General features: G+C 70.4%; 21 protein-coding genes. 9 read left to right on the top strand and 12 right to left on the bottom strand.

Going from position 1 to position 25,868, the window contains the following annotated elements:
* Nucleotides 1-42 precede the first annotated feature (42 nt).
* Nucleotides 43-363 (top strand): ferredoxin, encoded by a 321-nt coding sequence (locus tag ACGFYQ_RS15010; RefSeq protein ID WP_393743779.1) that lies wholly within the window; start codon nt 43-45, stop codon nt 361-363.
* 4 nt (nt 364-367) lie between these two features.
* On the opposite strand, the gene ACGFYQ_RS15015 is transcribed toward ACGFYQ_RS15010, so the two are convergent.
* From ACGFYQ_RS15015 to ACGFYQ_RS15025, 3 genes are all read right to left on the bottom strand, one after another.
* Nucleotides 368-961 (bottom strand): hypothetical protein, encoded by a 594-nt coding sequence (locus tag ACGFYQ_RS15015; RefSeq protein ID WP_393743781.1) that lies wholly within the window; start codon nt 959-961, stop codon nt 368-370.
* A 253-nt stretch (nt 962-1,214) separates the two neighbouring features.
* Nucleotides 1,215-2,111: a tRNA (adenine-N1)-methyltransferase gene (locus ACGFYQ_RS15020; protein WP_150520350.1), complete on the bottom strand. Its 897-nt coding sequence runs from the start codon at nt 2,109-2,111 to the stop codon at nt 1,215-1,217.
* Nucleotides 2,112-2,129: 18 nt separating this feature from the next.
* Entirely contained in the window at nt 2,130-3,587 is a 1,458-nt protein-coding gene (locus tag ACGFYQ_RS15025) for a site-2 protease family protein (protein ID WP_393743784.1), read from the bottom strand.
* Between ACGFYQ_RS15025 and ACGFYQ_RS15030 the strand changes: the two genes are divergently transcribed.
* Together ACGFYQ_RS15030 and ACGFYQ_RS15035 are read left to right on the top strand one after the other, a co-directional pair.
* Nucleotides 3,496-4,380: a RecB family exonuclease gene (locus ACGFYQ_RS15030; RefSeq protein WP_393743786.1), complete on the top strand. Its 885-nt coding sequence runs from the start codon at nt 3,496-3,498 to the stop codon at nt 4,378-4,380. The genes ACGFYQ_RS15025 and ACGFYQ_RS15030 overlap by 92 nt on opposite strands.
* Before the next feature lie 64 nt (nt 4,381-4,444).
* Nucleotides 4,445-5,116, top strand: a complete 672-nt coding sequence (locus ACGFYQ_RS15035) for a response regulator (protein WP_393743788.1) — start codon at nt 4,445-4,447, stop codon at nt 5,114-5,116.
* 75 nt (nt 5,117-5,191) lie between these two features.
* Here the strand turns inward: ACGFYQ_RS15035 and ACGFYQ_RS15040 are convergent, their stop codons facing one another.
* The 4 genes from ACGFYQ_RS15040 to metH all read right to left on the bottom strand — a co-directional run bounded on the left by ACGFYQ_RS15040 (nt 5,192) and on the right by metH (nt 13,361).
* On the bottom strand, nt 5,192-6,775 hold the full coding sequence (locus ACGFYQ_RS15040) for an ABC transporter substrate-binding protein (protein WP_393743790.1): 1,584 nt from the start codon (nt 6,773-6,775) through the stop codon (nt 5,192-5,194).
* A 70-nt stretch (nt 6,776-6,845) separates the two neighbouring features.
* On the bottom strand, nt 6,846-8,450 hold the full coding sequence (locus tag ACGFYQ_RS15045; RefSeq protein WP_393743792.1) for an ABC transporter substrate-binding protein: 1,605 nt from the start codon (nt 8,448-8,450) through the stop codon (nt 6,846-6,848).
* A 585-nt stretch (nt 8,451-9,035) separates the two neighbouring features.
* On the bottom strand, nt 9,036-9,737 hold the full coding sequence (locus tag ACGFYQ_RS15050; RefSeq protein WP_393743794.1) for an HAD family hydrolase: 702 nt from the start codon (nt 9,735-9,737) through the stop codon (nt 9,036-9,038).
* A gap of 111 nt (nt 9,738-9,848) precedes the next feature.
* Entirely contained in the window at nt 9,849-13,361 is a 3,513-nt protein-coding gene (gene metH, locus ACGFYQ_RS15055) for a methionine synthase (protein ID WP_393743796.1), read from the bottom strand.
* A 252-nt stretch (nt 13,362-13,613) separates the two neighbouring features.
* Here metH and ACGFYQ_RS15060 point away from each other — a divergent pair, with 252 nt between their 5' ends.
* The 5 genes from ACGFYQ_RS15060 (at nt 13,614) to ACGFYQ_RS15080 (ending at nt 19,867) form a co-directional block, all read left to right on the top strand.
* The gene (locus tag ACGFYQ_RS15060) at nt 13,614-14,381 is read left to right on the top strand and encodes an IclR family transcriptional regulator (protein WP_393743798.1); all 768 of its coding nucleotides are present in this window, start codon (nt 13,614-13,616) and stop codon (nt 14,379-14,381) included.
* Between the two features lie 324 nt (nt 14,382-14,705).
* Nucleotides 14,706-15,488, top strand: a complete 783-nt coding sequence (locus ACGFYQ_RS15065) for an MIP/aquaporin family protein (RefSeq protein ID WP_393743800.1) — start codon at nt 14,706-14,708, stop codon at nt 15,486-15,488.
* Between the two features lie 77 nt (nt 15,489-15,565).
* Complete coding sequence (gene glpK, locus ACGFYQ_RS15070; RefSeq protein WP_393743802.1) at nt 15,566-17,092, top strand: glycerol kinase GlpK; 1,527 nt, start codon at nt 15,566-15,568, stop codon at nt 17,090-17,092.
* A 41-nt stretch (nt 17,093-17,133) separates the two neighbouring features.
* On the top strand, nt 17,134-18,741 hold the full coding sequence (locus tag ACGFYQ_RS15075; protein ID WP_393743804.1) for an FAD-dependent oxidoreductase: 1,608 nt from the start codon (nt 17,134-17,136) through the stop codon (nt 18,739-18,741).
* Between the two features lie 127 nt (nt 18,742-18,868).
* Nucleotides 18,869-19,867 (top strand): PAC2 family protein, encoded by a 999-nt coding sequence (locus ACGFYQ_RS15080; protein WP_393743806.1) that lies wholly within the window; start codon nt 18,869-18,871, stop codon nt 19,865-19,867.
* 281 nt (nt 19,868-20,148) lie between these two features.
* Here the strand turns inward: ACGFYQ_RS15080 and mshC are convergent, their stop codons facing one another.
* The 4 genes from mshC to ACGFYQ_RS15100 all read right to left on the bottom strand — a co-directional run bounded on the left by mshC (nt 20,149) and on the right by ACGFYQ_RS15100 (nt 23,663).
* Nucleotides 20,149-21,378 (bottom strand): cysteine--1-D-myo-inosityl 2-amino-2-deoxy-alpha-D-glucopyranoside ligase, encoded by a 1,230-nt coding sequence (gene mshC, locus ACGFYQ_RS15085; protein ID WP_393743808.1) that lies wholly within the window; start codon nt 21,376-21,378, stop codon nt 20,149-20,151.
* 110 nt (nt 21,379-21,488) lie between these two features.
* Nucleotides 21,489-22,331 (bottom strand): SCO1664 family protein, encoded by an 843-nt coding sequence (locus tag ACGFYQ_RS15090; protein ID WP_393744047.1) that lies wholly within the window; start codon nt 22,329-22,331, stop codon nt 21,489-21,491.
* Nucleotides 22,295-22,885 carry a DUF3090 domain-containing protein gene (locus ACGFYQ_RS15095; protein WP_393743810.1) on the bottom strand — a complete coding sequence of 197 codons (591 nt, stop codon included), beginning with the start codon at nt 22,883-22,885 and terminating at the stop codon, nt 22,295-22,297. Before ACGFYQ_RS15095 ends, ACGFYQ_RS15090 begins: the two co-directional genes overlap by 37 nt.
* Before the next feature lie 73 nt (nt 22,886-22,958).
* On the bottom strand, nt 22,959-23,663 hold the full coding sequence (locus ACGFYQ_RS15100; protein ID WP_393743812.1) for a histidine phosphatase family protein: 705 nt from the start codon (nt 23,661-23,663) through the stop codon (nt 22,959-22,961).
* A 271-nt stretch (nt 23,664-23,934) separates the two neighbouring features.
* On the opposite strand from ACGFYQ_RS15100, the gene corA reads away from it, so the two are divergent.
* Complete coding sequence (gene corA, locus ACGFYQ_RS15105; protein ID WP_393743814.1) at nt 23,935-24,927, top strand: magnesium/cobalt transporter CorA; 993 nt, start codon at nt 23,935-23,937, stop codon at nt 24,925-24,927.
* Nucleotides 24,928-24,956: 29 nt separating this feature from the next.
* On the opposite strand, the gene ACGFYQ_RS15110 is transcribed toward corA, so the two are convergent.
* Complete coding sequence (locus ACGFYQ_RS15110; RefSeq protein WP_393743816.1) at nt 24,957-25,745, bottom strand: ferritin-like domain-containing protein; 789 nt, start codon at nt 25,743-25,745, stop codon at nt 24,957-24,959.
* Nucleotides 25,746-25,868 lie beyond the last annotated feature (123 nt).

The raw sequence follows: 25,868 nt of genomic DNA on the forward strand, positions 1-25,868 counted from the left end.
GTGGCCGGGATGGATCACTCAGCGCAGGGAACGGCAGGAGATATGAGCGTGCAGCAGGAGGCTCCCACGGGCGGCGTCGGCGGGGCCGGCGAGCCGCTTGAGGTCTGGATCGACCAGGACCTCTGCACCGGGGACGGGATCTGCGCGCAGTACGCGCCGGAGGTGTTCGAGCTGGACATCGACGGTCTGGCGTATGTGAAGAGCGCCGACGACGAGCTGCTGCAGGCGGCGGGGGCGACCACTCCGGTTCCGCTGACGCTGCTCCAGGACGTGGTGGACTCGGCGAAGGAATGCCCGGGTGACTGCATCCACGTAAGGCGCGTTTCGGACAGGGTGGAAGTCTTCGGTCCCGACGCCGAGTGACGCTTCAAACACTCCTGGCGGTCGAGTCCGTCAGCTCCTGGCGGAATTTTCCGCCGCTCCAGCGCCACTTGGCGAGCTTCTTCACGTCGGGGCTGTAGCGCGGGATCTCCGGTGAGGAGTAGCCGAGGAGCGTGGCGGTGACGACTCCGTCGCGCACGGTGAGATCGGTGGCGGTCTGTCGCTGCGGGGTGTCGAGGAGGGTGGCGACGACGCGGGGGCGGGCGCCCTCGGCCCGGTCCTGGGTGAGTACGTAGACCGCGTGGGGCGGCGTGCCGGAGCCGGCGTCGCAGCGGACGGCGGCCACGGTCTCGGGGCGGCCGTCGCCGTCGAGGTCTCCCCGGGCGGTGGCGGTGACGGTCTGCGGGGCGCCCTTGCAGTCGAGCGGGTAGGTGACCGCCGCCGCGTCGGGTGCGGCGGCCCGCGGGCCGTTCGCGGGGTCGGAGGTGGCCGCGGGGGTGCCGGTGGCCGGCTGGACGAGTCCCGCGGTGGCTATGACGGCGGCCATGGCGGTGGCCGTGGCGAGCCAGTGGAGGGGCCTGGCGTGGCTGTGCGCCAGGGGTTCCAGGGTCGGCGCGAGCTCGGCGGGGCTGTGCGGCACGCGGGGTGTCTCCTGTGCGAAGGGTGACGGGGAGCCAGCATCGTGCCACACCTCACACCGAGGTGGAACGACCGGGTCCGGGGCGGCCGGATCGGCGGGGGCCGACACCCGGGCCGGGCCGGCCCCCGGCAGCCGGGCCGGCAGCCGGGGGCCGGGCTGATACCCCGACAACGAAAAGGCGCTGTGGCGCAGTTCCCGGTTCGTCCGGGGAACTGCGCCACAGCGCCTTCGTGTTGGGTGGTCCGGCGGGCGGCTACGCGGAGCGGTCGCTGCCGGGGCCGTCGTAGTCCTCGCCGTAGGCGCCCTTGGAGGGGCGGCGGCGGCGCAGCGGGGGCTCGACGCCGTCCGCGAGGCGGCGGGCGGTGACGAGGAAGCCGGTGTGGCCGATCATCCGGTGGTCCGGGCGGACGGCCAGGCCCTCGACGTGCCAGTTGCGGATCATCGATTCCCAGGGCTGCGGCTCGGCGTAGCAGCCGAACTCGCGGATGGATTCGACGGTCCGGGCGAGCTGGGTGGTGGTGGCCACGTAGCAGCAGAGGATGCCGCCGGGGACCAGGGCCTTGGAGACGGCCTCCAGGCATTCCCAGGGGGCGAGCATGTCGAGGATCACGCGGTCGACGTCGGTGTCGGACAGGTTGTCCTGGAGGTCGCCGACGGTCAGCTGCCACGCGGGGTGCGGGCCGCCGAAGTAGCGCTCGACGTTGGCGGTGGCGATCTCGGCGAAGTCCGCGCGGCGCTCGTAGCTGTGGAGCATGCCCTGGTCGCCGATGGCGCGCAGCAGGAAGCTGCTCAGGGAGCCGGATCCGACGCCTGCCTCGACGACGCGGGCGCCGGGGAAGATGTCGGCGAAGGCCAGGATCTGGCCCGCGTCCTTGGGGTAGACCACGGCGGCACCGCGGGGCATGGACAGGACATAGTCGGGGAGCAGGGGGCGCAGCGCGAGGTACGCGACGTTGCCCGTGGTGCGGACAACACTGCCCTCGGGAGCACCGATCAGCTCGTCGTGCGGGAAGGAACCCTTGTGGGTGTGGAAATTCTTCCCGGCTTCGAGCGTGAACGTGTAGTGGCGGCCCTTGGGGTCGGTGAGCTGAACCTGGTCCCCGACCTCGAAGGGCCCGCGTCGGCGGGCGGCACCGGTCGGTTCGGACATGTGACCAGTGTATTGGCTTCAGGACTGGGGCCGCGCCATGGCCTTCACGAAGGCCTTTTCGACGTCGAGGGTGGAGAGGACGCCGTAGATCTCGCCGGTGGGTTCGAGGACGAGGTATTCGGTGGCGGGGGTGGCGCGGAGGTGGTCGAGGAGTTCTTCGCCGGTGAGGTCCGCTGAAACCTTCATGCCGTCGGTGAGGTCCTGGGCGAGGGTGCTGACGGCGATCCAGGGGCGGCGGTGTTCGGGGACGGAGGCGATGGCGCTCTCGCGGACGATGGCGATGGGGTCTCCGTGGCCGTCGACGACGACGAGGGCGCGGGCGCCGGCTTCGTTGGCGCGGCGCAGGGCTTCGGAGAGGGGGGTGGCGTTCTCGACGGGGATGGCGCGCCGGGTGAGGGTGCGGGCCCGGAGTTCGGGGAGGTGTTCGCGCAGGCGGGCCATGCGCAGGCTGTTGCCGGCGCCGGTCCAGATGATGGCGGCGAGGATGGCGGCGAGCAGGGCGTCCATGACGGTGTCCATGCCGCCGATCTCGGCGCTGCGGTTGCCGACGGCCCCGGTGTGGGTGAGGAGCGGCAGGCCGAGGAGGACGGCGACGGCAAGGCCGCGGCCGATCCAGGCGGCGGCGACGGTGCCGGTCATGGGCTTGCCGGTGATGCCCCAGATGACGGCGCGGAGCATGCGGCCGCCGTCGAGGGGGAGGCCGGGGAGCAGGTTGAAGGCGGCGACGAGCAGGTTGGAGATCATCAGGCCGGCGAGGAGGACGCCGGGGACGGTCGCGGGGTCGACGGCCTTCATGCCGAGGTAGAAGGCTCCGGCGAGGATGAGCGAGAGGAGGGGACCGACGAAGGCGAGGACGAACTCGCGGCCGGGGGTCTCGGATTCCTTCTCGATCTCGGAGACTCCGCCGAAGAACTGGAGCTGGATGCGGCGCACGGGGAGTTTGAAGCGGAGGGCGGCGACGGTGTGCGCGAGTTCGTGGACCAGTACGGAGGCGTAGAAGGCGACGGCGAAGAAGAGGGAGACGAGGTAGCGGGCGGGGCCGAGGTCCGGCAGGACGCGGTCGAGCTGGTCGCCGAAGACCCAGGTGATGAGGGCGGCGACCAGGAACCAGCTGGGCGAGACGTAGACGGGTACGCCGAAGGGGCGGCCCATGAGGAGTCCGCCGCCCGGTCCGGAGCGCCGGCCTCCGCGCTCGCCGGTTTCGTCGGTGTCTGCCACGGCTTTCCTTCGTTCTGGGGGTTCCCCCGGAGGGTGTCTGGGGGGTTGTGGTGCGTGCGTCGCGTTGATGGTGCAGCGGGGTGTGATGTACCGATCATGCAGTGCAAGGTGCCTTTGCGTCGATGGTATGCGCGTGCTGTCGGTTGCGGGTCGTAGGGTTTTACGCATGACGACGAGCCCCGGCAACGGTCCGGCAGACGTGGCGCCCAGCGCCGTGGCGCCTTCTTCGCTTTCCCCTTCGCGGGCGAGCGATTTCATGCAGTGCCCGTTGCTGTACCGGTTCCGGGTGATCGACAAGCTGCCGGAGAAGCCCAGTGCCGCTGCTACCCGCGGGACGCTGGTGCATGCGGTGCTGGAGCGGCTCTTCGACCATCCGGCCGAGGAGCGGACGGCGCCGCGGGCGAAGGCGCTGATCCCGGGGCAGTGGGACCGGCTGCTGGAGTCGAAGCCGGAGCTGACGGAGCTGTTCCCGGAGGGTGACGAGGGGGCGGAGCTGGCGCGGTGGCTGACGGAGGCCGAGGCGCTGGTGGAGCGCTGGTTCACGTTGGAGGACCCGACGCGGCTGGAGCCGGTGGAGCGGGAGTTCTTCGTGGAGACGGAGCTGGAGTCGGGGCTGCGGCTGCGCGGGATCATCGACCGGGTGGATGTCGCGCCGACGGGTGAGGTGCGGATCGTCGACTACAAGACGGGCAAGGCGCCGCGGCCGGAGTATGCCGAGGGTGCGCTGTTCCAGATGAAGTTCTACGCGCTGGTGGTGTGGCGGCTGAAGCAGGTGGTGCCGCGGCGGCTGCAGCTGGTGTACCTGGGCAGCGGGGACGTGCTGACGTACGACCCGGTGATCGCGGATCTGGAGCGGGTGGAGCGCAAGCTGCTCGCGCTGTGGGAGGCGATCCGGGAAGCGACGGAGACGGGCGAGTGGCGGCCGCGGCCGACGAAGCTGTGCGGCTGGTGCGATCACCGGGCGGTGTGTCCGGAGTTCGGCGGGACTCCCCCGGTGTATCCGCTGGCGGTCCCGCCGCGGGGCGGGGCGGTCGGCCCGGCGGATTCCTGATCGCCGGGTCAGGGCAGAATGGGCGGGCCCGCCGAAGCCGTCCGATGAATACGAGGTAGACCCCGTGGCGATCCGCGTCCTACTGGTCGACGACCAGCCGCTGCTGCGCACCGGTTTCCGGATGATCCTGGAGGCGGAGCAGGATCTGGCGGTGGTCGGCGAGGCCGGGGACGGCCTGCAGGCGCTGGACCAGGTGCGCGCGCTGCAGCCGGATGTGGTGCTGATGGACATCCGGATGCCGCGGATGGACGGGGTGGAGGCCACCCGGCAGATCACCGGTCCGGGCCGGGACGGGCCGGCGAAGGTGCTCGTACTGACCACGTTCGATCTGGACGAGTACGTGGTGGAGGCGCTGCGGGCGGGCGCGAGCGGGTTCCTGCTGAAGGACGCGCCGGCCAATGAGCTGGTGCAGGCGATCCGGGTGGTGGCGGCGGGTGAGGCGATGCTCGCGCCGAGCATCACGCGGCGGCTGCTGGACAAGTACGCGGGGCACCTGCCGTCGGGCGAGGACAGTGCGCCGAACACGCTGGGGACACTGACGGAGCGTGAGGTCGAGGTGCTGAAGCTGGTGGCCCGCGGTCTGTCGAACGCGGAGATCGCGGCGGACCTGTTCGTGAGCGAGACGACGGTCAAGACGCATGTGGGTCACGTGCTGACGAAGCTGGGCCTGCGTGACCGGGTGCAGGCGGCGGTGTACGCGTACGAGAGCGGGCTGGTGCGGCCCGGCGCCCAGTAGGGGGCGCACCAGGGGTACGGGAACGGGCCGGCGACCGCGTGACGCGGTTGCCGGCCCGTTGCCGTACGGGGCGGGTCAGCCCTTGCTGATCTCCCAGAAGCGGAAGACGGTCGAGGCGTCGAGGGACCACTGCAGGCCGGTCACGTTCTGGCGGGTGACGGCGTACTGCTTGCCCTGCCAGAGCGGGAGGATCGGGATCTCGTCGGCGACGATGTCCTGGAGGCGGTTGTAGTCCGTGTTGGCCGCGGTGCGGTCGGACTTCGCGGAGGTCGACGGGATGATCGTCCCGGTGATCTCCTTGTTGTCGTAGTTGTTGCGCAGGACGTTGTCCGGGCCGAAGAACGGCTGGGTGAAGTTGTCGGCGTCCGGGTAGTCCGGCACCCAGCCCTTCACGTAGACGCCGTACTTGCCGTCCTGGATGTCCTTCTCGTACTGGTCGAACTCGACGGACTTCATGTCGGCCTCGAAGAGGCCGCTGTCGTTGAGCTGCTTGGCGATGACCTGGAACTGCTGGTCGGTGGAGGGGCCGTAGCGGGACGGCGTGGAGTACAGGGTGATCTTGATCTTGCCGTTGATGCCGGCGGCCTTGAGGACGGCCTTGGCCTTCTCCACCTGCGGGCTGCCGCCGTAGCGGTCGAAGAAGGGCGTGGTGTGTCCGGCGATACCGGCGGGGACGATCGAGTAGAGCGGGGCGGCGGTGCCCGCGTACACGTCCTTGACGAGCGCTTCGCGGTCCACGAGGTAGGCGATGGCCTTGCGGACGGGGAGCTTGCCTGCGACCGGGTCGTTCATGTTGAAGACCATGTGCTCGACCTCGGCGCCGGTGCCCTGGACGACGTCGACCTTGTTGTCGCCGGTCTTGACGGCGGCGAGGGCGGCGATGTCCTTGGCGGCCAGGCCGCGGAAGGCGAAGTCGACGTCGCCGCTTTCGAGGACGGTCTTGAGGGCGGCCTGGTCGCCGTTGAAGAACTTCAGCGTCACGCCGGTGTTCTTGGCCTTGGCCTTGCCGGTGTAGGAGTCGTTGACCGAGAAGCTGGCGCTCTTGTCGTTGAAGGCGTCCAGCTTGTAGACGCCGGAGCCGACGGCCTTGTTGTCCGTGCGGAGCTTGTCCGCCGGGTACTCGGCGTGGTCGACGATGGCGCCCGCACCCGAGGCGATCTTGCTCGGGAAGGTGGCGTCGGAGGTCTTGAGGCGGAAGACCACGGTCTTCTCGTCGGGCGCGTCGATACCGGCGATCGACGCGAGCATCACGGCCGGGCCGTTCTCGTCGTTGATCTTCAGCGTGCGCTCGAAGGAGTACTTGACGTCCTTCGAGGTCAGGCTGTGGCCGTTGCTGAACTTCAGGCCGGGGCGCAGGGTGCACTTGTACACCTTGCTGTCGCCGCCCTCGAAGTTGCAGGCCTGCGCGGCGTCGGGCTCCGGCGTCGTGCCGCCCTTGGGGAAGCTCAGCAGCGACTGGAAGACGTTGTTGAAGAGCAGCCAGGAGCCGGGGTCGTAGCCCGACGCGGGGTCGGTGGACTTCACCTTGTCGGATATGCCCATGACCACGCCCTTGCCGTCGCCGGCATTGGATCCATCGGTCGAGCCGCAACCGCTGAGCAGCGCGGCGGCGGTGGCTGCGCCGAGCGGGGCCGCCAGCCACTGGTTACGTCGATTCACGGATACGTCCTTCACAGTCGAACTGTTTCGTTGCCCGGCCCGCGACACCCGCTGCCGGTCGTTGCCTTGCTCAGCCGCTTACGCCGCGGCCGAGCTCCCACAGCTGGAGGTCGGAGATGGCGTTGACCGACCACTCCACTCCGGTGATCCCGTCGCGTGCGGCGACGTACTGCTTGCCCTGCCACAGGGGCAGGACGGGCACGTCCTCGGCGACGATGTCCTGCATCTCCGTGATCGCGGGGACGGCGACGTTGCGGTCGACGGCGCGCCGGGATTCGGGGAGGAGCCTGGTGCGCACCGCGCTGTTGGCGTACGGCGTGCCCAGGAAGTTGTCCTGCTCCAGGAACGGGGCGAGGAAGTTGTCGGCGTCCTGGTAGTCGGGGAACCAGCCGAGCCCGTAGGCGGCGTGGTCGCCCTGCTTCTGGGCGGGGCGGAAGTCGGCCCAGTCGGTGCCCTGGACGGTGATGTCGAACAGCTGGGTGGAGTTGAGCTGGGCCTTGAGGGCCTCGAACTCGGCTGCCGTGCCGTCGCCGTAGTGGTCGTTGGTGTAGTGCAGCGTCAGCTTGACCGGGGTCTTGATCCCGGCGTCCTTCAGCAGGGTGGCGGCCTTGGCGGTGTTGGCCTCGCCGTACTTGCTGTAGAAGGAGTTGACGTGGCCGGTAACGGCGGTGGGGACCAGCGAGTAGAGCGGCTGCGCGGACTTGCCGTAGACCTTGGAGATGAGGGCGTTGCGGTCGACGGCCGCGGCGAGGGCCTGGCGTACGGCCTTGTCCTTGACGACCGGGGCCTCGGTGTTGAAGCCGAGGTAGCGGATCTCCAGGCCGGGCATCGGGACGAGCTTGACGCCCTTGGGGGGCTTGGCCGCGAACTCGGTGATCTGGGCGGGCGACAGGGTGCGGGAGACCATGTGGATCCTCCCGTCGGTGAGCGCCTTGCCCATGGCCGCGGAGTCCCGGAAGCTACGCAGCTCGACCTTGTCGTTCTGGAGCTTGAGGTCGCCCTTGTAGTTCGGGTTCTTGCTGAAGACGGCCCGGACGAGCTGGTTGTCCTTGACCTCGGCCTTCATCGTGTACGGGCCGGAGCCGTCGACGTCGAAGCCGTCGCGGAGCTTCCTGGCGTCGTAGTTCTTCTCGCTGACGATGCCGGTGGCGGGGGTGGAGAGCTTGTACGGGAAGGTCGCGTCCGGGGTCTTCAGGTGGAAGACGACGGTGTCGGCGCCCTTGGCCTCGACGTTGTCGAGGTTGGAGAGCAGCGCGGACGGGCCGTTCTCGTCCTTGATGGCGCGGACGCGGTCGATGGAGAACTTGACGTCCTTGGCGGTGAGCGGGTCGCCGCTCGCGAACTTGAGCCCGGGGCGCAGGGTGCAGCGGTAGCTCTCGTTGCCGGTGTCGGTGAAGCGGCAGTCGGAGGCCGCTTCGGGGACGGGCTGGCCGCCGCCGCGCGGGGTGTGCATCAGGGTCTGGACGGTCTGGCGCAGGACGTTCCAGGCTCCGGCGTCGTACGCGTAGGCCGGGTCGAACGGGGCGGGGGCGTACTCGGCGGCCTCGAACCGGTCGGTGGTCCCGACGACGATCGCTCCGGATCCCGCTCGTCCGCCGCTGACGCTGCCGCATGCGGCGAGCGTGGGCGTGAGCAGTCCGGCCGCGGCCGTCAGCACCATGGTCTTGCGGTTCATGCTGGAAGTACTCCCTGTAACCGGCACTTGCTCTAAGCGGCGTAAAGGGCACTTCGCGACGATCGCCCGTTCAGGGCGGAACGATCGGGCCGGTGTAGTGACGATCGGTCCACGCGGTCCCGCGCACAGGGGTGTGTGCCCGGACGGCTGAGGTATGACGCGGTGCCCGGATCGACACTAGTGGGCCGGGACGGGATGGCTGGAACTGGCCTGACTTGGGGCGTATTCGCACCGTGATGGGAGCGGACTGGCTGTCCATGCGGAGGTCGCTCCGGATTCGGTCAGGAGCTGATCAATCCGGACACAAGGGAAGGCTCAGGAGGCCTGGGACAGGTGTCTCGGGGGCTTGACGGGTGACAAAGGTCACCCGGGACAACTGCCCCGGAGGGGATGGAATTTCAGCCTCCGGGGCATCCGACGGAAGATCCTCTCGCAGGACCTTGATCCTGCCGTCGTTCCGTTCGGTACAGAGCGTGTGCGGGGCGTACCGGTGCGTGGTGTTCGGTGGGAAATGCACGATGTGCGCCGCTCAGCTCAGCGGGCCCGGTTCAGGGCGCTCAGCCCAGGGCGCTTCAGCCCAGGGGCTCAGTTCAGGGGGCTGATGAGGGACCGCAGGAACGGCAGGTCGACGTCCTCCAGCGAGCGCACGATCGTCCGGCCGGGGGCGGGCTCGATGTGCCCGACGGAGGGGACGGCCACGACCCGGCAGCCGGCGGCCTCCGCGGCGGCGACGCCGGTGGCGGTGTCCTCGATGACGGCGCACCGGGCGGGGTGCGCGCCGAGGGTGTTCGCGGCGAGCAGGTACGGATCGGGGTGCGGCTTGGTACGGGCGACCTCGTCCCCGGCGACCGTCATCGTGAAGCGGTCGCGGCCGAGGGTGAGCAGGACCTGGTCGATGACGCGGCGGTGCGAGGCGGAGACGAGGGCGGTGGGCACGTTGTGCCGGGCCAGCTCGCTCAGCAGCCGCTCGGCGCCGGGCATCAGCGGGACCTGGTCGGCGATGCGTGCCTCGAAGCGCTCGTTGAGGAGCACGCTGAGCTCGGCGAGGCCGATGGCGGCGCCGGTCGCCTCGATCAGGAAGGCGGCGCTGCGGCTCATGGGACCGCCGACGACCACGTCCCGCCAGGACTCGTCGAGCCGGTGCCCGAGCTCCTGGAAGATGTCCGCCTCGATCTCCCACCAGAATCCCTCGGTGTCGACGAGGGTGCCGTCCATGTCCAGCAGCACCGCCTGCAGGGCGTGCCCGTCGGCCGTACGGACCACGGGGACGGGAACGGTGCTGGTCATGGCACGCCTTTCTCAGGGGACGAGAAGGCCGGTCACCTCCACCCGCGGGAACATGCCCTCGGGAACAGGTGACCGGCCTGTATGGGACCGACCAGTGTACGCCGGTCCGCCTCAGCGCGCGTTGAAATACTTCGCTTCGGGGTGGTGAATCACGATCGCGTCGGTGGACTGCTCGGGGTGGAGCTGGAACTCCTCCGAGAGGTGGACCCCGATCCGCTCCGGCTGGAGGAGGTCGGCGATCTTGGCGCGGTCCTCCAGGTCGGGGCAGGCCCCGTAGCCGAGGGAGAAGCGGGCACCGCGGTACTTGAGGTCGAACATGTCCTCGACCTTGTCCGGGTCCTCGCCGCCGAAGCCGAGCTCGGCGCGGACGCGGGCGTGCCAGTACTCGGCCATGGCCTCGGCCAGCTGGACGGACAGGCCGTGCAGCTCCAGGTACTCGCGGTAGGAGTCGGACTCGAACAGCTTGGCCGTCGCCTCGCCGATCTTCGACCCCACGGTGACCACCTGGAGGCCGACGACGTCGGTCTCGCCGGACTCCTCCGGGCGGAAGAAGTCCGCGAGGCACAGACGGCGGCCGCGGCGCTGGCGCGGGAAGGTGAAACGGGTCCGCTCGTTGCCGGCCTCGTCCAGGATGATCAGGTCCTCGCCCTTGGACACGCAGGGGAAGTACCCGTAGACGACGGCCGCCTCCAGCAGGTTCTCCGTGTGCAGCTTGTCCAGGAGGCCGCGCAGCCGCGGACGGCCCTCGCTCTCGACGAGCTCCTCGTACGTGGCTCCGCCGGCGCGGGCCTGCTTGAGGCCCCACTGCCCCTTGAACAGGGCGCCCTCGTCCAGCCAGGAGGCGTAGTCCTTGAGCGGGATGCCCTTGACCACGCGGGTGCCCCAGAACGGCGGGGTGGGGACGGGGTTGTCGACGGAGACGTCCGAGCGGCCGCCCGGCTCCTCCGCCTCCTCCACCTGCAGGACGGGAGTGTCCCTCTTGGCGACGCGGCGCTGCTTGAGTTCGGGCAGCGCCGCGCCGGGGACGCCGCGCTTCACGGCGATGAGGGCGTCCATCAGGCGCAGGCCCTCGAAGGCGTCGCGGGCGTAGCGGACTTCGCCCTCGTAGATCTCGTGGAGGTCCTGCTCGACGTAGGCGCGGGTCAGCGCGGCGCCGCCCAGGATGACCGGGTAGTCGGCGGCCAGCTTGCGCTGGTTCAACTCTTCCAGGTTCTCCTTCATGATGACCGTCGACTTCACCAGCAGACCGGACATGCCGATCACGTCGGCCTTGTGCTCCTGCGCCGCTTCGAGGATCGCGGAGACGGGCTGCTTGATGCCGATGTTGACGACGTTGTAGCCGTTGTTGGTGAGGATGATGTCGACGAGGTTCTTGCCGATGTCGTGGACGTCGCCGCGGACGGTGGCCAGCACGATCGTGCCCTTGCCCTCGTCGTCCGTCTTCTCCATGTGGGGTTCGAGATGGGCGACGGCCGTCTTCATCACCTCGGCGGACTGGAGCACGAAGGGCAGCTGCATCTGACCGGAGCCGAAGAGCTCGCCGACGACCTTCATGCCCTCCAGGAGCGTGTCGTTGACGATGTCCAGCGCCGGACGGGTCTGCAGGGCCTCGTCGAGGTCGGCCTCCAGGCCGTTCTTCTCGCCGTCGATGATGCGGCGCTGCAGACGCTCGTCCAGCGGCAGCGCGAGGAGCTCCTCGGCGCGGCCGTCCTTCAGGGACTTGGTGTTGACGCCCTCGAAGAGCGCCATCAGCTTCTGCAGGGGGTCGTAGCCCTCCGAGCGACGGTCGTAGATGAGGTCCAGGGCGGTGTTGACCTGCTCCTCGTCGAACCGCGCGATGGGCAGGATCTTGCTCGCGTGCACGATGGCCGAGTCCAGGCCGGCCTTGACGCACTCGTCGAGGAAGACCGAGTTGAGCAGGACACGGGCGGCCGGGTTGAGGCCGAAGGAGATGTTGGACAGACCGAGGGTGGTCTGGACGTCCGGGTGGCGCCGCTTGAGCTCGCGGATCGCCTCGATCGTGGCGATGCCGTCCTTGCGGGACTCCTCCTGGCCGGTGCAGATGGTGAAGGTCAGGGTGTCGATGAGGATGTCCGACTCACGGATGCCCCAGTTCCCCGTCAGGTCCGCGATGAGCCGCTGCGCGATGGCGACCTTGTGCTCGACGGTGCGGGCCTGGCCCTCCTCGTCGATGGTCAGCGCGATCAGCGCGGCGCCGTGCTCCTGCGCCAGCCGGGTGACCTTCGCGAAGCGGGACTCGGGACCGTCGCCGTCCTCGTAGTTGACGGAGTTGATGACGGCCCGGCCGCCCAGCTTCTCCAGACCCGCCCGGATGACGGGAACCTCCGTCGAGTCCAGGACGATCGGCAGCGTCGAGGCCGTCGCGAAACGCCCGGCCAGCTCCTCCATGTCCGCGACACCGTCACGGCCCACATAGTCCACACACAGGTCGAGCATGTGCGCGCCCTCACGGATCTGGTCGCGCACCATCTCCACACAGTCGTCCCAGCGCGCCTCCAGCATCGCCTCCCGGAACTTCTTCGACCCGTTGGCGTTCGTCCGCTCACCGATCGCCATGTACGAGGTGTCCTGGCGGAACGGCACCGTCTGGTACAGGGACGCGGCGCCCGGCTCCGGCTGCGGCTTGCGCTCGGTGACGGCAGCGCCGCGCACCCGCTCCACGACCTGGCGCAGGTGCTCCGGCGTCGTACCGCAGCACCCGCCGACGAGGGAGAGTCCGTACTCGCGGACGAAGGTCTCCTGCGCGTCGGCGAGCTCGGGGGCGGTCAGCGGGTAGTGCGCGCCGTCCTTGGTCAGGACGGGCAGGCCGGCGTTGGGCATGCAGGAGAGCGGGATGCGGGCGTTGCGGGCGAGGTAGCGCAGGTGCTCGCTCATCTCCGCCGGACCGGTCGCGCAGTTCAGCCCGATCATGTCGATGCCCAGCGGCTCCAGCGCCGTCAGGGCGGCGCCGATCTCCGAACCCAGCAGCATCGTGCCGGTGGTCTCGACGGTGACGGAGCAGATCAGCGGGACGGAGACGCCGAGCGCCTCCATGGCGCGGCGGGCGCCGATGATGGACGACTTGGTCTGCAGGAGGTCCTGGGTGGTCTCGACGAGCAGCGCGTCCGCGCCGCCGGAGAGCAGCCCCTCGGCGTTGATCTGGTAGGCGTCGCGGATCTTCGGGTACGTGATGTGGCCGAGGGTGGGCAGCTTGGTGCCCGGGCCCATCGAACCCAGGACCCAGCGCTGCTGCCCCGTGGAAGCGGTGAACTCGTCCGCGACCTCACGCGCGATGCGGGCACCGGACTCCGACAGCTCGAAGTTGCGCTCCGCGATGTCGTACTCGGCCAGTGCCGCGAAGTTCGTACCGAAGGTGTTCGTCTCGACGCAGTCCACGCCCACCGAGAAGTACGCCTCGTGCACGGTCCGCACGATGTCGGGGCGGGTGACGTTGAGGACCTCGTTGCAGCCCTCCAGCTGCTGGAAGTCTTCCATCGTGGGGTCCTGCGCCTGGAGCATCGTTCCCATGGCTCCGTCGGCGACGACCACCCGGGTGGCGAGCGCCTCTCGGAGGGCATCGGCCCGGGTCTGGGTGTCTGCGGGCGGGTTCGGCAACGAGGCCATGGTTGAGCTCCCTGGGATGCGACGGCTGTCGGCTTTGCACCCCCTCTGTGTCAAGGGTGCACGCGGCCAGGGTAACCGCGTGGCCCCGGCCCCGGTGAGGCCGTCCCACGTGGCGGACTGCATTCTGTGCGCGGGGGGTCCGCACGGGTTACACCGGTCCGCGCCGCCCCGGGAATCGCCCACGCATGCACAAGGTCGGCATCGACCGATAGTGTTCAGCATTGTCGAACTACGTCAGCAGGAGGCTGCGCGATGGCACGGAACATCCAGTCGCTCGAACGAGCCGCTGCGATGCTGCGGCTCCTGGCGGGCGGGGAGCGCCGGCTGGGCCTTTCGGACGTGGCCTCCTCCCTCGGCCTGGCCAAGGGCACGGCGCACGGGATCCTGCGCACCCTGCAGGCCGAGGGCTTCGTGGAGCAGGACCCCGCGTCCGGCCGCTACCAGCTGGGCGCGGAGCTGCTGCGCCTGGGCAACAGCTACCTGGACGTGCACGAGCTGCGGGCCCGCGCCCTGGTCTGGACGGACGACCTGGCCCGGGCGAGCGGCGAGAGCGTGTACGTGGGGGTGCTGCACAAGAGCGGGGTGCTGATCATGCACCACGTGTTCCGGCCCGACGACAGCCGCCAGGTGCTGGAGGTGGGGGCCATGCAGCCGCTGCACTCCACGGCCCTGGGCAAGGTGCTGTCGGCCTACGACCCGGTCGCGCACACCCAGGTCATGGAAGTGGACCGGGAGTCGTTCACCCCCCGTACGGTCACGGACGCCGCGGGGTTCGAGGAGATCCTCGACCTGACCCGGGCCCGCGGCTGGGCAGCCGACGTCGAGGAGACGTGGGACGGCATCGCCTCCGTGGCGGCGCCCATCCACGACCGGCGCCGGATGCCCGTGGGCGCGGTGGCCGTCGCGGGGGCCGTGGAGCGCGTCTGCGGCGAGTCCGGGGAGCCCCGGGCGTCCCTGGTGGCCTCCGTACGGGACTGCGCAAGGTCGGTTTCACGCGACCTCGGAGCGGGCCGGTTCTGAGCTTGACCTGAGCCAATCGATCCACCCGAAGGCCACCCAGTGCGCCGTTCGGGTGGATTTTGTCATCTTCCGATCGCCCATTGGCTTGATTTGGACGATCGGACCGGGTGGTAACGATCCGGTTCTTTGACTTGGTCGACCCTTGACGCCTTCTTCGCCAAGGCGGAAAACTGCCGTTCATCGGTCGGCATTGTCGAACACCTACCGGCAATACGCGTTAGGGTGTGACGAGGCCAAGGACCGGTGCAGCACTCACCGAGTGCGTGGACCACCGGAGGGACCCGGTGTCCGCCCACCCCTGGACGTAAGACAAAGGAGTCGCGGGTGTCCAGCTCCGACATCTTCATCGGCGAGACCATCGGTACCGCCCTGCTCACACTGCTCGGCGGTGGCGTCTGCGCCGCCGTCACGCTCAAGAGCTCCAAGGCCCGCAACGCGGGCTGGCTCGCGATCACCTTCGGCTGGGGTTTCGCCGTACTGATCGCCGCGTACGTCTCCGCTCCGCTCTCCGGCGCGCACCTCAACCCCGCGGTCACGGTCGGCCTCGCCGTCAAGACCGGCGAGTGGGGCGACGTGCCCGTCTACTTCGCCGGCCAGCTCCTGGGCGCGATGCTCGGCGCCGTCCTGATGTGGGTCACGTACTACGGCCAGTTCCGCGTGCACCTGGCCGACCCGGAGCACATCCGCGACGCCAAGCTCGGTCCTGAGGACCCGCACCCGCACGACACGGCCGGCCCGGTGCTCGGCATCTTCTCGACCGGCCCCGAGATCCGTAATGTCGTGCAGAACCTCGCGACCGAGATCATCGGAACCGCTGTCCTGGTCCTGGCCATCCTGACCCAGGGCCTCCAGGACGGTGGCAAGGGGCTCGGTGTCATAGGCGTCCTGATCACCTCGTTCGTGGTCGTCGGCATCGGCCTCTCGCTGGGCGGTCCGACCGGCTACGCCATCAACCCGGTGCGCGACCTCGGTCCGCGCATCGTGCACGCCCTGCTCCCGCTGCCCAACAAGGGCGGCTCGGACTGGGGGTACTCCTGGATCCCGGTCGTCGGCCCGCTCGTCGGTGCCGCCGTCGCCGGTGGTCTGTACAACATCGCGTTCGCCTGATCAGCATCGGCAAGATCGCAAGATCCGCACCGCCCTCCTGATTCCGCCTACTCAGAGACCTGCCAGGAGCAGCCACCATGACCAGCAGCACCGGCCCCTTCATCGCCGCGATCGACCAGGGCACCACCTCCTCCCGCTGCATCGTCTTCGACCGTGACGGCCGCATCGTCGCCGTCGACCAGAAGGAGCACGAGCAGATCTTCCCGAAGCCGGGCTGGGTCGAGCACGACGCCTCCGAGATCTGGACCAACGTCCAGGAGGTCGTCGCCGGCGCCATCGCCAAGGCCGAGATCACCTCCGCCGACGTCAAGGCCGTCGGCATCACCAACCAGCGCGAGACCACCGTCCTGTGGGACAAGAACACCGGCGAGCCGGTCCACAACGCGCTGGTCTGGCAGGACACCCGCACCGACGCCCTGTGCAAGGAGCTCGGCCGCAACGTCGGCCAGGACCGCTTCCGCCGCGAGACCGGCCTGCCGCTGGCGAGCTACTTCGCGGGCCCGAAGGTCCGCTGGCTGCTCGACAACGTCGAGGGCCTGCGGGCGCGCGCCGAGGCCGGCGACATCCTCTTCGGCACCATGGACTCGTGGGTCATCTGGAACCTCACGGGCGGCGCCCAGGGCGGCGTGCACGTCACCGACGTCACCAACGCCTCGCGCACCATGCTGATGAACCTGCACACCCGCGAGTGGGACGAGCGCATCGCGGAGTCCATGGGCGTCCCGCTGAACGTCCTCCCGGAGATCAAGTCCTCCGCCGAGGTCTACGGCCACGTCAAGGACGGTGTCCTCGCCGGCGTCCCGGTCGCCTCGGCGCTCGGTGACCAGCAGGCCGCGCTGTTCGGCCAGACCTGTTTCGCCGAGGGCGAGGCGAAGTCCACGTACGGCACCGGAACGTTCATGCTGATGAACACCGGCGACAAGATCATCAACTCCTACAGCGGCCTGCTGACCACGGTCGGCTACCAGATCGGCGACGAGAAGCCGGTCTACGCGCTGGAGGGCTCCATCGCCGTCACCGGCTCGCTCGTCCAGTGGATGCGCGACCAGATGGGCCTGATCAAGTCCGCGGCCGAGATCGAGACGCTGGCCTCCTCGGTCGAGGACAACGGCGGCGCCTACTTCGTGCCCGCCTTCTCCGGCCTGTTCGCCCCGTACTGGCGCTCCGACGCCCGCGGTGTGATCGCCGGCCTCACCCGGTACGTCACCAAGGCGCACATCGCCCGTGCCGTCCTGGAGGCCACCGCCTGGCAGACCCGTGAGATCACCGACGCCATGACCAAGGACTCGGGCGTCGAGCTCGCGGCCCTCAAGGTCGACGGCGGCATGACCTCCAACAACCTGCTGATGCAGACGCTCTCGGACTTCCTGGACGCCCCCGTGGTGCGCCCGATGGTCGCCGAGACCACCTGCCTCGGCGCCGCCTACGCCGCCGGCCTGGCCGTCGGCTTCTGGCCCGACACCGACGCCCTGCGCGCCAACTGGCGCCGCGCGGCGGAGTGGACCCCGCGGATGCCCGCCGAGCAGCGGGACCGCGAGTACAAGAGCTGGCTCAAGGCCGTGGAGCGGTCCATGGGCTGGGTCGACGACGAAGACGCCAGCTGACCGCACTCAGCTGAGTCAATCGACGAGGAGCTAAGAGAGATATGAGCATCCCGCAGAGCGTGACCGCACTGGGCACGCACCCGACCGCCGGTTCGAACCCGAGCCGCGCCGAGACCCGTGAGCAGCTGGCCAAGGCCACGTACGACCTGCTGGTCATCGGCGGTGGAATCCTGGGCACCTCGGTGGCCTGGCACGCCGCGCAGTCGGGTCTGCGGGTCGCCATGGTGGACGCCGGCGACTTCGCCGGCGCCACCTCCTCCGCCTCCTCCAAGCTCGTCCACGGCGGTCTGCGCTACCTGCAGACCGGCGCGGTCAAGCTGGTCGCCGAGAACCACCACGAGCGCCGGGTGCTGGCCAAGGACGTGGCCCCGCACCTGGTCAACCCGCTCACCTTCTACCTGCCCGTGTACAAGGGCGGTCCGGTCGGTGCGGCGAAGCTGGGCGCGGGCGTGTTCGCGTACTCGGCGCTCTCGGCCTTCGGCGACGGCATGGGCAAGGTCATCTCCCCGGCCCGCGCCGCCGCCGACAACCCGGGCCTGAAGACGGACAACCTCAAGGCCGTCGCGGTCTACTACGACCACCAGATGAACGACTCCCGCGTCGCCGTCATGACGGTCCGCGCGGCCGTCGAGTCGGGCGCGGTCGTCCTCAACCACGCCGAGGTCACCGGGCTGCGCATGACGCGCGGCCGGGTCTCCGGCGCCGAGCTCAAGGACCGTCTGGACGGCACGGAGTTCGGTGTGGACGCGCGTGTCGTGCTCAACGCCACCGGCCCGTGGGTGGACCACCTGCGGCGCATGGAGGACAAGCACTCGATGCCGTCGATCCGCCTCTCCAAGGGCGCGCACATCGTCATGAAGCGCAAGTCGCCGTGGAAGGCCGCCATGGCCACCCCGATCGACAAGTACCGCATCACCTTCGCCCTCCCGTGGGAGGACCAGCTGCTGCTCGGCACCACCGACGAGGTGTACGAGGGCGACCCGGCGGACGTGCGCGCCACCGAGTCCGACATCCAGCAGATCCTGGACGAGGCGGCCTTCTCGGTGAAGGACGCGGACCTGGACCGCTCGCTGATGACGTACGCCTTCGCGGGCCTGCGGGTGCTGCCCGGCGGCCCCGGCGGCGTCGAGAAGGCCAAGCGCGAGACGGTGGTCTCCGAGGGCGCGGGCGGCATGCTGTCGGTGGCCGGCGGCAAGTGGACCACGTACCGCCACATCGGCCGCGTGGTCATGGACAAGCTGGCGAAGCTCCCGGGCAGCCCGCTGACCGAGGACATGGAGCCGGTGAAGTCCCTCGTCCGCCGGATCGCGCTGCCGGGTGTCGCCAACCCGAACGCGGTCGCGCACCGGCTGCTCGTGGACCGCGAGCCCGGCACGCGGATGGACCCGCTGACCGCGCGCCACCTGGCCTCGCACTACGGCTCGCTCGCCTTCGACATCGCGCGGATCGCGAACGAGGACCCGGCGCTGGCCGAGCGCATCCACCCGGACGGTCCGGAGATCTGGGCGCAGGTCGCCTACGCCCGTGACAACGAGTGGGCCGAGACGGTCGACGACGTGCTGCGCCGCCGCACGACGGTGACGGTCCGCGGTCTGGACGACGAGGCCGTACGGGCCCGGGTCGAGGAGATGCTGGGCCGCAAGGCATAGCGCTCACTCAGGTGGGGAAGAGGGGCGGTTCCGAGGGGAACCGCCCCTCTGTCGTGGGCTGTGGCCGACGTCCCTCCAAGGCTTAGGCTGACCCACGTACGCAAGGGAACTTCGGAAGGAGACCTGGGTGATCGAGCTTGAGGGCGTGCCCGAGCTGATCGACCCGGTCATGGTGGCCGCGTTCGAGGGCTGGAACGACGCGGGTGACGCGGCCTCCGGTGCGGTCGCACACCTGGACCGGGAGTGGAAGGGCGAGGTGTTCGCGGCGCTGGACGCCGAGGACTACTACGACTTCCAGGTCAACCGGCCGACGGTGTGGCTGGACAACGGGGTACGGAAGATCACCTGGCCTACGACACGGCTGTCCGTGGTCCGGATCGGCGGCGCCAAGCCGCGCGACCTGGTGCTGGTGCGCGGGATCGAACCGTCCATGCGGTGGCGGTCGTTCTGCAACGAGATCCTCGCCTTCGCGCACGAGCTCGGCGTCGAGATGGTGGTCATCCTGGGGGCGCTGCTGGGGGACACGCCGCACACCCGGCCGGTGCCGGTGAGCGGGGTCACCTCGGACGCGGACCTGGCGCGGACGATGGACCTGGAGGAGACCAAGTACGAGGGCCCGACCGGGATCGTGGGCGTCCTCCAGGAGGCCTGTACGCACGCGGGCGTCCCGGCGGTGTCGCTGTGGGCGGCGGTGCCGCACTACGTGTCGCAGCCGCCGAACCCGAAGGCGACGCTGGCGCTGCTGAACCGGCTGGAGGATCTGATCGACATCCGGATCCCGCTGGGCGAACTCCCGGAGGACGCACGGGCGTGGCAGCTCGGCGTGGACCAACTGGCCGCCGAGGACAGCGAGGTGGCGGAGTACGTCCAGACGCTGGAGGAGGCGCGGGACACCGCCGACCTGCCGGAGGCGTCGGGCGACGCCATCGCCCGGGAGTTCGAGCGGTACCTGCGCCGCCGGGACCCGGCGGCGGGCCCGGCGGCGGAACCGGGCGACGGTTCGTACCTGCGGGACCCGTCCAGCGGCCTCCCGCGCCCCCCGAAGCGCAAACCGGACATCTCCGGGGAGGACCCGCAGCCCCCGGCCGCGCCCCCGCCGGACGAGGACACCCCGCCGGAGGCCTAGCCGGCCCGGGCGGGTCCGGGGTGCGGGTGCGGCGACGCCGCGCAAGCGCCCCCGGGCTTCGTGGGGCTCCGCCCCACACCCCGCTCCTCAAACGCCGGAGGGGCTGAATCTGCCGCTGCGCGGCAATCCGCACCTCACCGCGGGAACGAGAACGCCGGACCGGCCGCATGTGCGGCCGGTCCGGCGTTCTCGTGTGGCCTGGGCGGAGCCAAACTCAGCCCCGCCGGCGTTTGAGGCGCGGGGTCTGGGGGCGGAGCCCCCAGTGCACGGCCCGCGGACGGCTACAGGGCCACGCCCAGGAGGGCGTCCACCGTTCGCGAGACCAGGCCCGGGGCCGACTCGTCGTCGCCGTCCGAGGCGTTCTGGGCGTCCACCCAGCGGTCGACGGCCGCGAGCGCCGCTGGGGCGTCCAGGTCGTTCGACAGGGCCTCGCGGACCTCCTCGACCAGGGCGTCCGCCGGGATGCCGTCCGGCCGCGACACGGCCGCGCGCCAGCGCTCCAGGCGGGCCACCGCGTCCGCCAGCACCGAGTCCGTCCACTCCCAGTCGGCGCGGTAGTGGTGCGACAGCAGCGCCAGGCGGATCGCCGCCGGGTCGACCCCGGCCCGCCGCAGCGCCGACACGAAGACGAGGTTGCCCTTCGACTTCGACATCTTCTCGCCGTGCAGGGCGACCATGCCGGCGTGTACGTACGCCTTGGCCATCGGGAACTCGCCCGTCAGTGCCTGCGCGTGCGAGGCGCCCATCTCGTGGTGCGGGAACGCCAGGTCGGAGCCGCCGCCCTGGATGTCGAAGCCCATGCCCAGGTGGTCCAGGGCGATCGCCACGCACTCGATGTGCCAGCCCGGCCGGCCGCGGCCCAGCGAGCCGCCGTCCCAGCTCGGCTCGCCCGGACGCGCGGCCATCCACAGCATCGGGTCCAGCGGGTTCTTCTTCCCGGGCCGGTCGGGGTCGCCGCCCCGCTCCGCGGAGAGCAGCCGCATCGCCTCGGCGTCGAGGTTCGAGACCTCGCCGAAGTGGGGGTCGGCCTCGACCGAGAAGTAGGTGTCGCCCTCCAGCTCGTAGGCCGCGCCCGCGTCCCGCAGCCGCTCGACCAGCGGCACGATGCCGGGTATGGCCTCGACGGCGCCGATGTAGTGCTGCGGCGGCAGCATGCGCAGGGCGGTCATGTCCTCGCGGAAGAGGGCCGTCTCGCGCTCGGCGAGCTCGGTCCAGTCGTGTCCGTCGCGCAGCGCCCGCTCCAGGAGCGGGTCGTCCACGTCCGTGACGTTCTGGACGTAGTGGACCTGCCGCTTGGTGTCGAGCCACACGCGCTGTACGAGGTCGAACGCGTTGTAGGTCGCCGCGTGACCGATGTGGGTCGCGTCGTACGGGGTGATGCCGCAGACGTAGATACGGGCGACGGGACCGGGGGCGAGGGTGATCGTCCCCTGGGTCGCGGTGTCGTGGATCTTGAGGTCGCGGCCCTTGCCAGGAAGGGCGGGGACCTCAGAAGCGGGCCAGGCATGCATGTGTCGAGCCTAACCGGACGGATGTTCCGGAAACGAACCGGACCTGCACTGTTGTCTTGATCGGCACTCTTGCGGTCTGGCCGAATCTGTGCCTCTGCCGTTTGGCCGGTTCACACCGGCGGCCACGGGATCGCGGGCCACTGCCCGGACGGCTGCGGATGGATCCCGGTGCGCAGCAAATGCGCCACCCGGTCCCGTACGGCGGCCAGCTCGACCGCGGTGATCAGTTCGGCCAGCCGGGTGGCGAGCGGGGCTCCCTCGGCCAGCCCGGCCGCCAGGGAGGCCAGTACCTCGCGCGCCTCGTCCGTCAGCGGCTCCCCGGCCCACCCCCACAGGAGGGTCCGCAGTTTGTCCTCGGCGTGGAAGGTCACGCCGTGGTCGATGGCGTAGAGGCGGCCGTCGGGCGCGGGCAGCAGGTGGCCGCCCTTGCGGTCGCCGTTGTTGATCACGGCGTCGAGGACGGCGAGCCGGCGCAGCCGCGGGTCGTCGGCGTGTACGAGCAGGGCGGTGCGGCCCTCGCCGACGTCCGCGAGGGCGACGGGCTTCCATCCCTCCCCCGCCTCCTCGCCCTCGACGAGCGCGAGCAGCTCGGCGCCCGTCGCCTCGTCCCCGGGGGTCTCGATCCACCGCTGGACCATGCCTTCGCCGTACGGTCCGTCGCGCAGCACCGTGGCGGGCACCAGGCCCCAGCCGGTGGCCTCGGAGACCAGGTAGGCGGCGACCTCGCGCTGGGCGAGGTTCCCGTCGGGGAAGTCCCACAGCGGGCGCTCGCCCTTGACCGGCTTGTACACGCAGTCGGCGCTCACGCCCCCGTGCGTGACGGTGCACAGCAGGACGGCGTTGGACGCCTCCCGGATCCGGCCGACGACGGTCAGCTCGCCCTTGGCGAGCAGCTCCTCGATCTCCCCCATGGCGATCACGCCTGGCGCCGGTAGCCGTTCTGGCGCGGGCAGACGTGCCCCTCCGGGTCCAGCGGCAGACTGCACAGCGGGCACGGCGGCCGGCCCGCGTTGACCACGTCCAGGGCCCGCTTGGCGAACGCCCGGGCCTGGGCGCCGGTGAGGCGGACCCGCAGCATCGGCGGGCCGTTCTCCTCGTCCTGGAGCAGCCGCTCCTCCGCCTCGGCGAGATCCTCGTCCGACTCGGCGTCGAGTTCCACGAGGGCCTGCGCCTCGACGATCATGCGCTGTTCCTCGCCGTCCCAGGCCAGTGCCATGGTGCCGACGCGGAACTCCTCGTCGACCGGGACGTCCAGCGGGGCGGTGTCGGCGGCCTCGGCGGGGGCGACGGCCGGGACCGGGGCGTTGCCGCCGGTGCGCCGTACGACCTCGTCCAGCAGCTCGTCCATCCGCTCGGCCAGCGCCGCGACCTGGGTCTTCTCCAGGGAGACGCTGGTGACGCGGGGGCCGGAGGAGGCCTGCAGGAAGAACGTACGGCGTCCCGGCAGACCGACCGTGCCGGCCACGAAGCGGTCCGGGGGGTCGTAGAGGAACACCTGACGGGGCACGTCCGTCTCCAAGTCTCGGCGGCAGGGCAGGGCTGCTCGTGTGTGGGCCCATCCACCCTACTGCGCCGTTCGATCACGCCGCGCCCGCGCCGCCTCCCACGACCGCGTTCCCGCCGTCTTCCACTGCTTTGTCCGGCGTCTCGGAGCGCGGCACGAGCGAGCCGAAGTCCCCGGTGTCGCCCAGCCGGAACACGAACGGCCGGGTGGGCGTGTAGCGGACGGCGGTCACCGAGCAGGGGTCGACGTGGATGCGCTGGAAGAGGTCCAGGTGCATGCCCAGGGCGTCGGCGACAAGGGACTTGATGATGTCGCCGTGGGAGCACATCAGGAAGACGGCGTCGGCGCCGTGCTCCTCCTCGATCCGCGCGTTCCAGTCCCGGACGGCCTCCACGGCGCGCGCCTGCATGGCGCGCATGGACTCGCCGCCGGGGAAGGCGGCCGCCGACGGGTGCTGCTGGACGACCTTCATCAGGGGTTCTTCGGCGAGCTCGGAGAGTTTGCGGCCCGACCAGTCGCCGTAGTGGCACTCGCCGATCCGCTCGTCGGTGTGCACCTCCAGGTCCGGCCGGGCGGCCAGCAGCGGTGCGAGGGTCTCCCGGCAGCGTTGCAGCGGGCTGGTGACGGCGGCGGCGAGCGGCACCCCCACCAGCCTTCCGGGCAGGGCGGCGGCCTGCTCGGCGCCGCGCTCGTCGAGGGCCACTCCCGGGGTCCATCCGGCGAGCAGCCCAGCGGTGTTGGCGGTGGACCGCCCGTGTCGTACGAGGATCAGCGTGGCCATGGCGCCCAGCGTAGGACCTGTCCGGCCGGTCACGCCGGAAAAGTGAGCGGGGTCTGGTGCGTGCGATCGCAAGGCGGAGGAGGGAATCGACGCGGTGGGGGCACCTCCCAGCGGTAGCTGGGGGACGTCGGTGACCGACGACAACGCGGCTGGGGGTCCCCCCGGACGGAGTCTGGGGGAGTGCGTGCCAGACCCCACCAGCCCGGCGTGACCGGCCGGACAGGTCCTGAGCGGTGCCGCCGGTGTGCGGGCGGGGCCCGGGCAGGGAAGAATGCCCCGCGTGATTGTGGACTGCGCGATTTACCGGGACGGCCGCCGCACCGAGGGACCCGAGGACTTCTCGGACGCCCTGGACGAGGCGCGGGCGGCCGGTGACGCCTTCCTCTGGGTCGGCATGCACGAGCCGTCGGAGAAGGAGTTCGAGTACGTCCGCAGCGAGTTCGGGCTGCACGCGCTGGCGGTGGAGGACGCGCTGACCGCGCACCAGCGCCCGAAGCTGGAGGTGTACGACGATTCGCTGTTCGTCGTCCTCAAGCCGGTGATGTACGACGACGACACCGACACGGTGACCGCCGGCGAGCTGATGGTCTTCATCGGCGACTCCTTCGTGGTCACCGTCCGGCACGGCGAGGGGGCTCCGCTGGCCGCCGTACGCCGCCGCCTGGAGCAGGAGCCCGACGTGCTGCGGCACGGCCCCACGGCGGTGCTGTACGCGGTCTCCGACGCGGTGGTGGACCACTACATCGAGGTGGCGTCCGAGCTGCAGGCGGACCTGGAGGAGCTGGAGGCCGAGGTCTTCGCCCCGAACGCCTCCGACACCAAGAACACCGCCTCCCGGATCTACGGCTTCAAGCGGCAGGTGCTGGAGTTCCGCCGGTCGACGAGCCCGCTGCTGCAGCCGATGAACCGGCTCGCCTTCGGGAGCGTGCCCTTCGTGCACGAGCACTCCCAGCCGTTCTTCCGCGATGTCGCCGACCACCTGACCAAGGCGAACGAGTACATAGAGGGCCTGGACCGGCTGCTGTCGGACGCGCTCGCCGCGCACCTGGCGCAGATGGGCGTCCGGCAGAACGACGACATGCGCAAGATCTCGGCCTGGGCGGCGATGGCGGCCGTCCCCACGATGGTGGCGGGGATCTACGGGATGAACTTCGACGTGATGCCGGAGCTGCGGCAGACCTGGGGCTATCCGGCGGTGGTCGTGGTCATGGTGGTCGCGTGTCTGGGCCTGCACCGCATGTTCAAGCGCCGCGGCTGGCTGTAGCCCGCGGCGCCCGGACGGGGGTTGCGGGGTTACACGAACTCGGGAGAGGTGAGCGCCGCGCCGCCCAGCGCGTCGCGCCGCTCGGGCATGGTCAGGCCGACCATCCGGTGCCAGCCGCTGAACCGCTCGTACGCGTACATCCCGCGGATCCCGGCGGCGAGCACGGCCGCCTTCGGCGCGGGCCAGCGCAGCAGCCGCCCCATGTGGTCCATGACGGCGAGGCTCACGTCCCGGTAGACGGCGATCTCGACGAGCGCGCTCTCCCGCAGCACCCGCTGGATGGTGCGACCGTGCCCCTCGCGGGCCAGGCGCAGCAACTCCTCGTGGCAGTAGGCGAGGTGGTTGTCCTCGTCATGACTGATCATGCGGATGGCCTTGCCGACCTCGGGGTGGTCGCCGAAGTTCCTGACCAGCATGTCCATCTGGTCGGCGGCGCGCTGTTCGGTGACCCGGCTGTGCGAGAGGTAGACCACGATGTCGCGCTCGGTCAGCGGCTCGTCGCGGCGCAGCTTCTCGTGCGCGAGACCGATGCCGCGCCGCTCCAGCAGCATGGTGTAGTCGGTCTCGGGCGGTACGGGCACGGGCGGCAGGCCGCGCTTGCGGAGCAGGGCGTTGAAGATCCGGCCGTGCTTGTCCTCGTCGGCGCCGTGCCGGGTGATCTTGGGCGCGAGGTCGCGCATCGACTCCGGCACGAGGGCCGCGATGCGCGCGTTCTCCCAGCCGCCCTGGGACTCCCCGCTGGCGGCGATGGAGCAGAACAGCTGGAAGGCGTCGTCGCTGTCGACGATCTCCTGGAACAGGCTGCGGGCAGAGAGCATGCAACGAGTCAAACGCCGGTTGCCGGGGCGGGCAACCGAGGGGTCGCGCTACTCGTCCGAATGAACGAAGCCGGGGATGGCCCTCCGGCGCGTAACCCGGGGGCCGCCCGGCGCGTTGTTGGC

It is taken from the genome of Streptomyces sp. NPDC048258 (genome assembly GCF_043201995.1).
Lineage (GTDB): Bacteria > Actinomycetota > Actinomycetes > Streptomycetales > Streptomycetaceae > Streptomyces.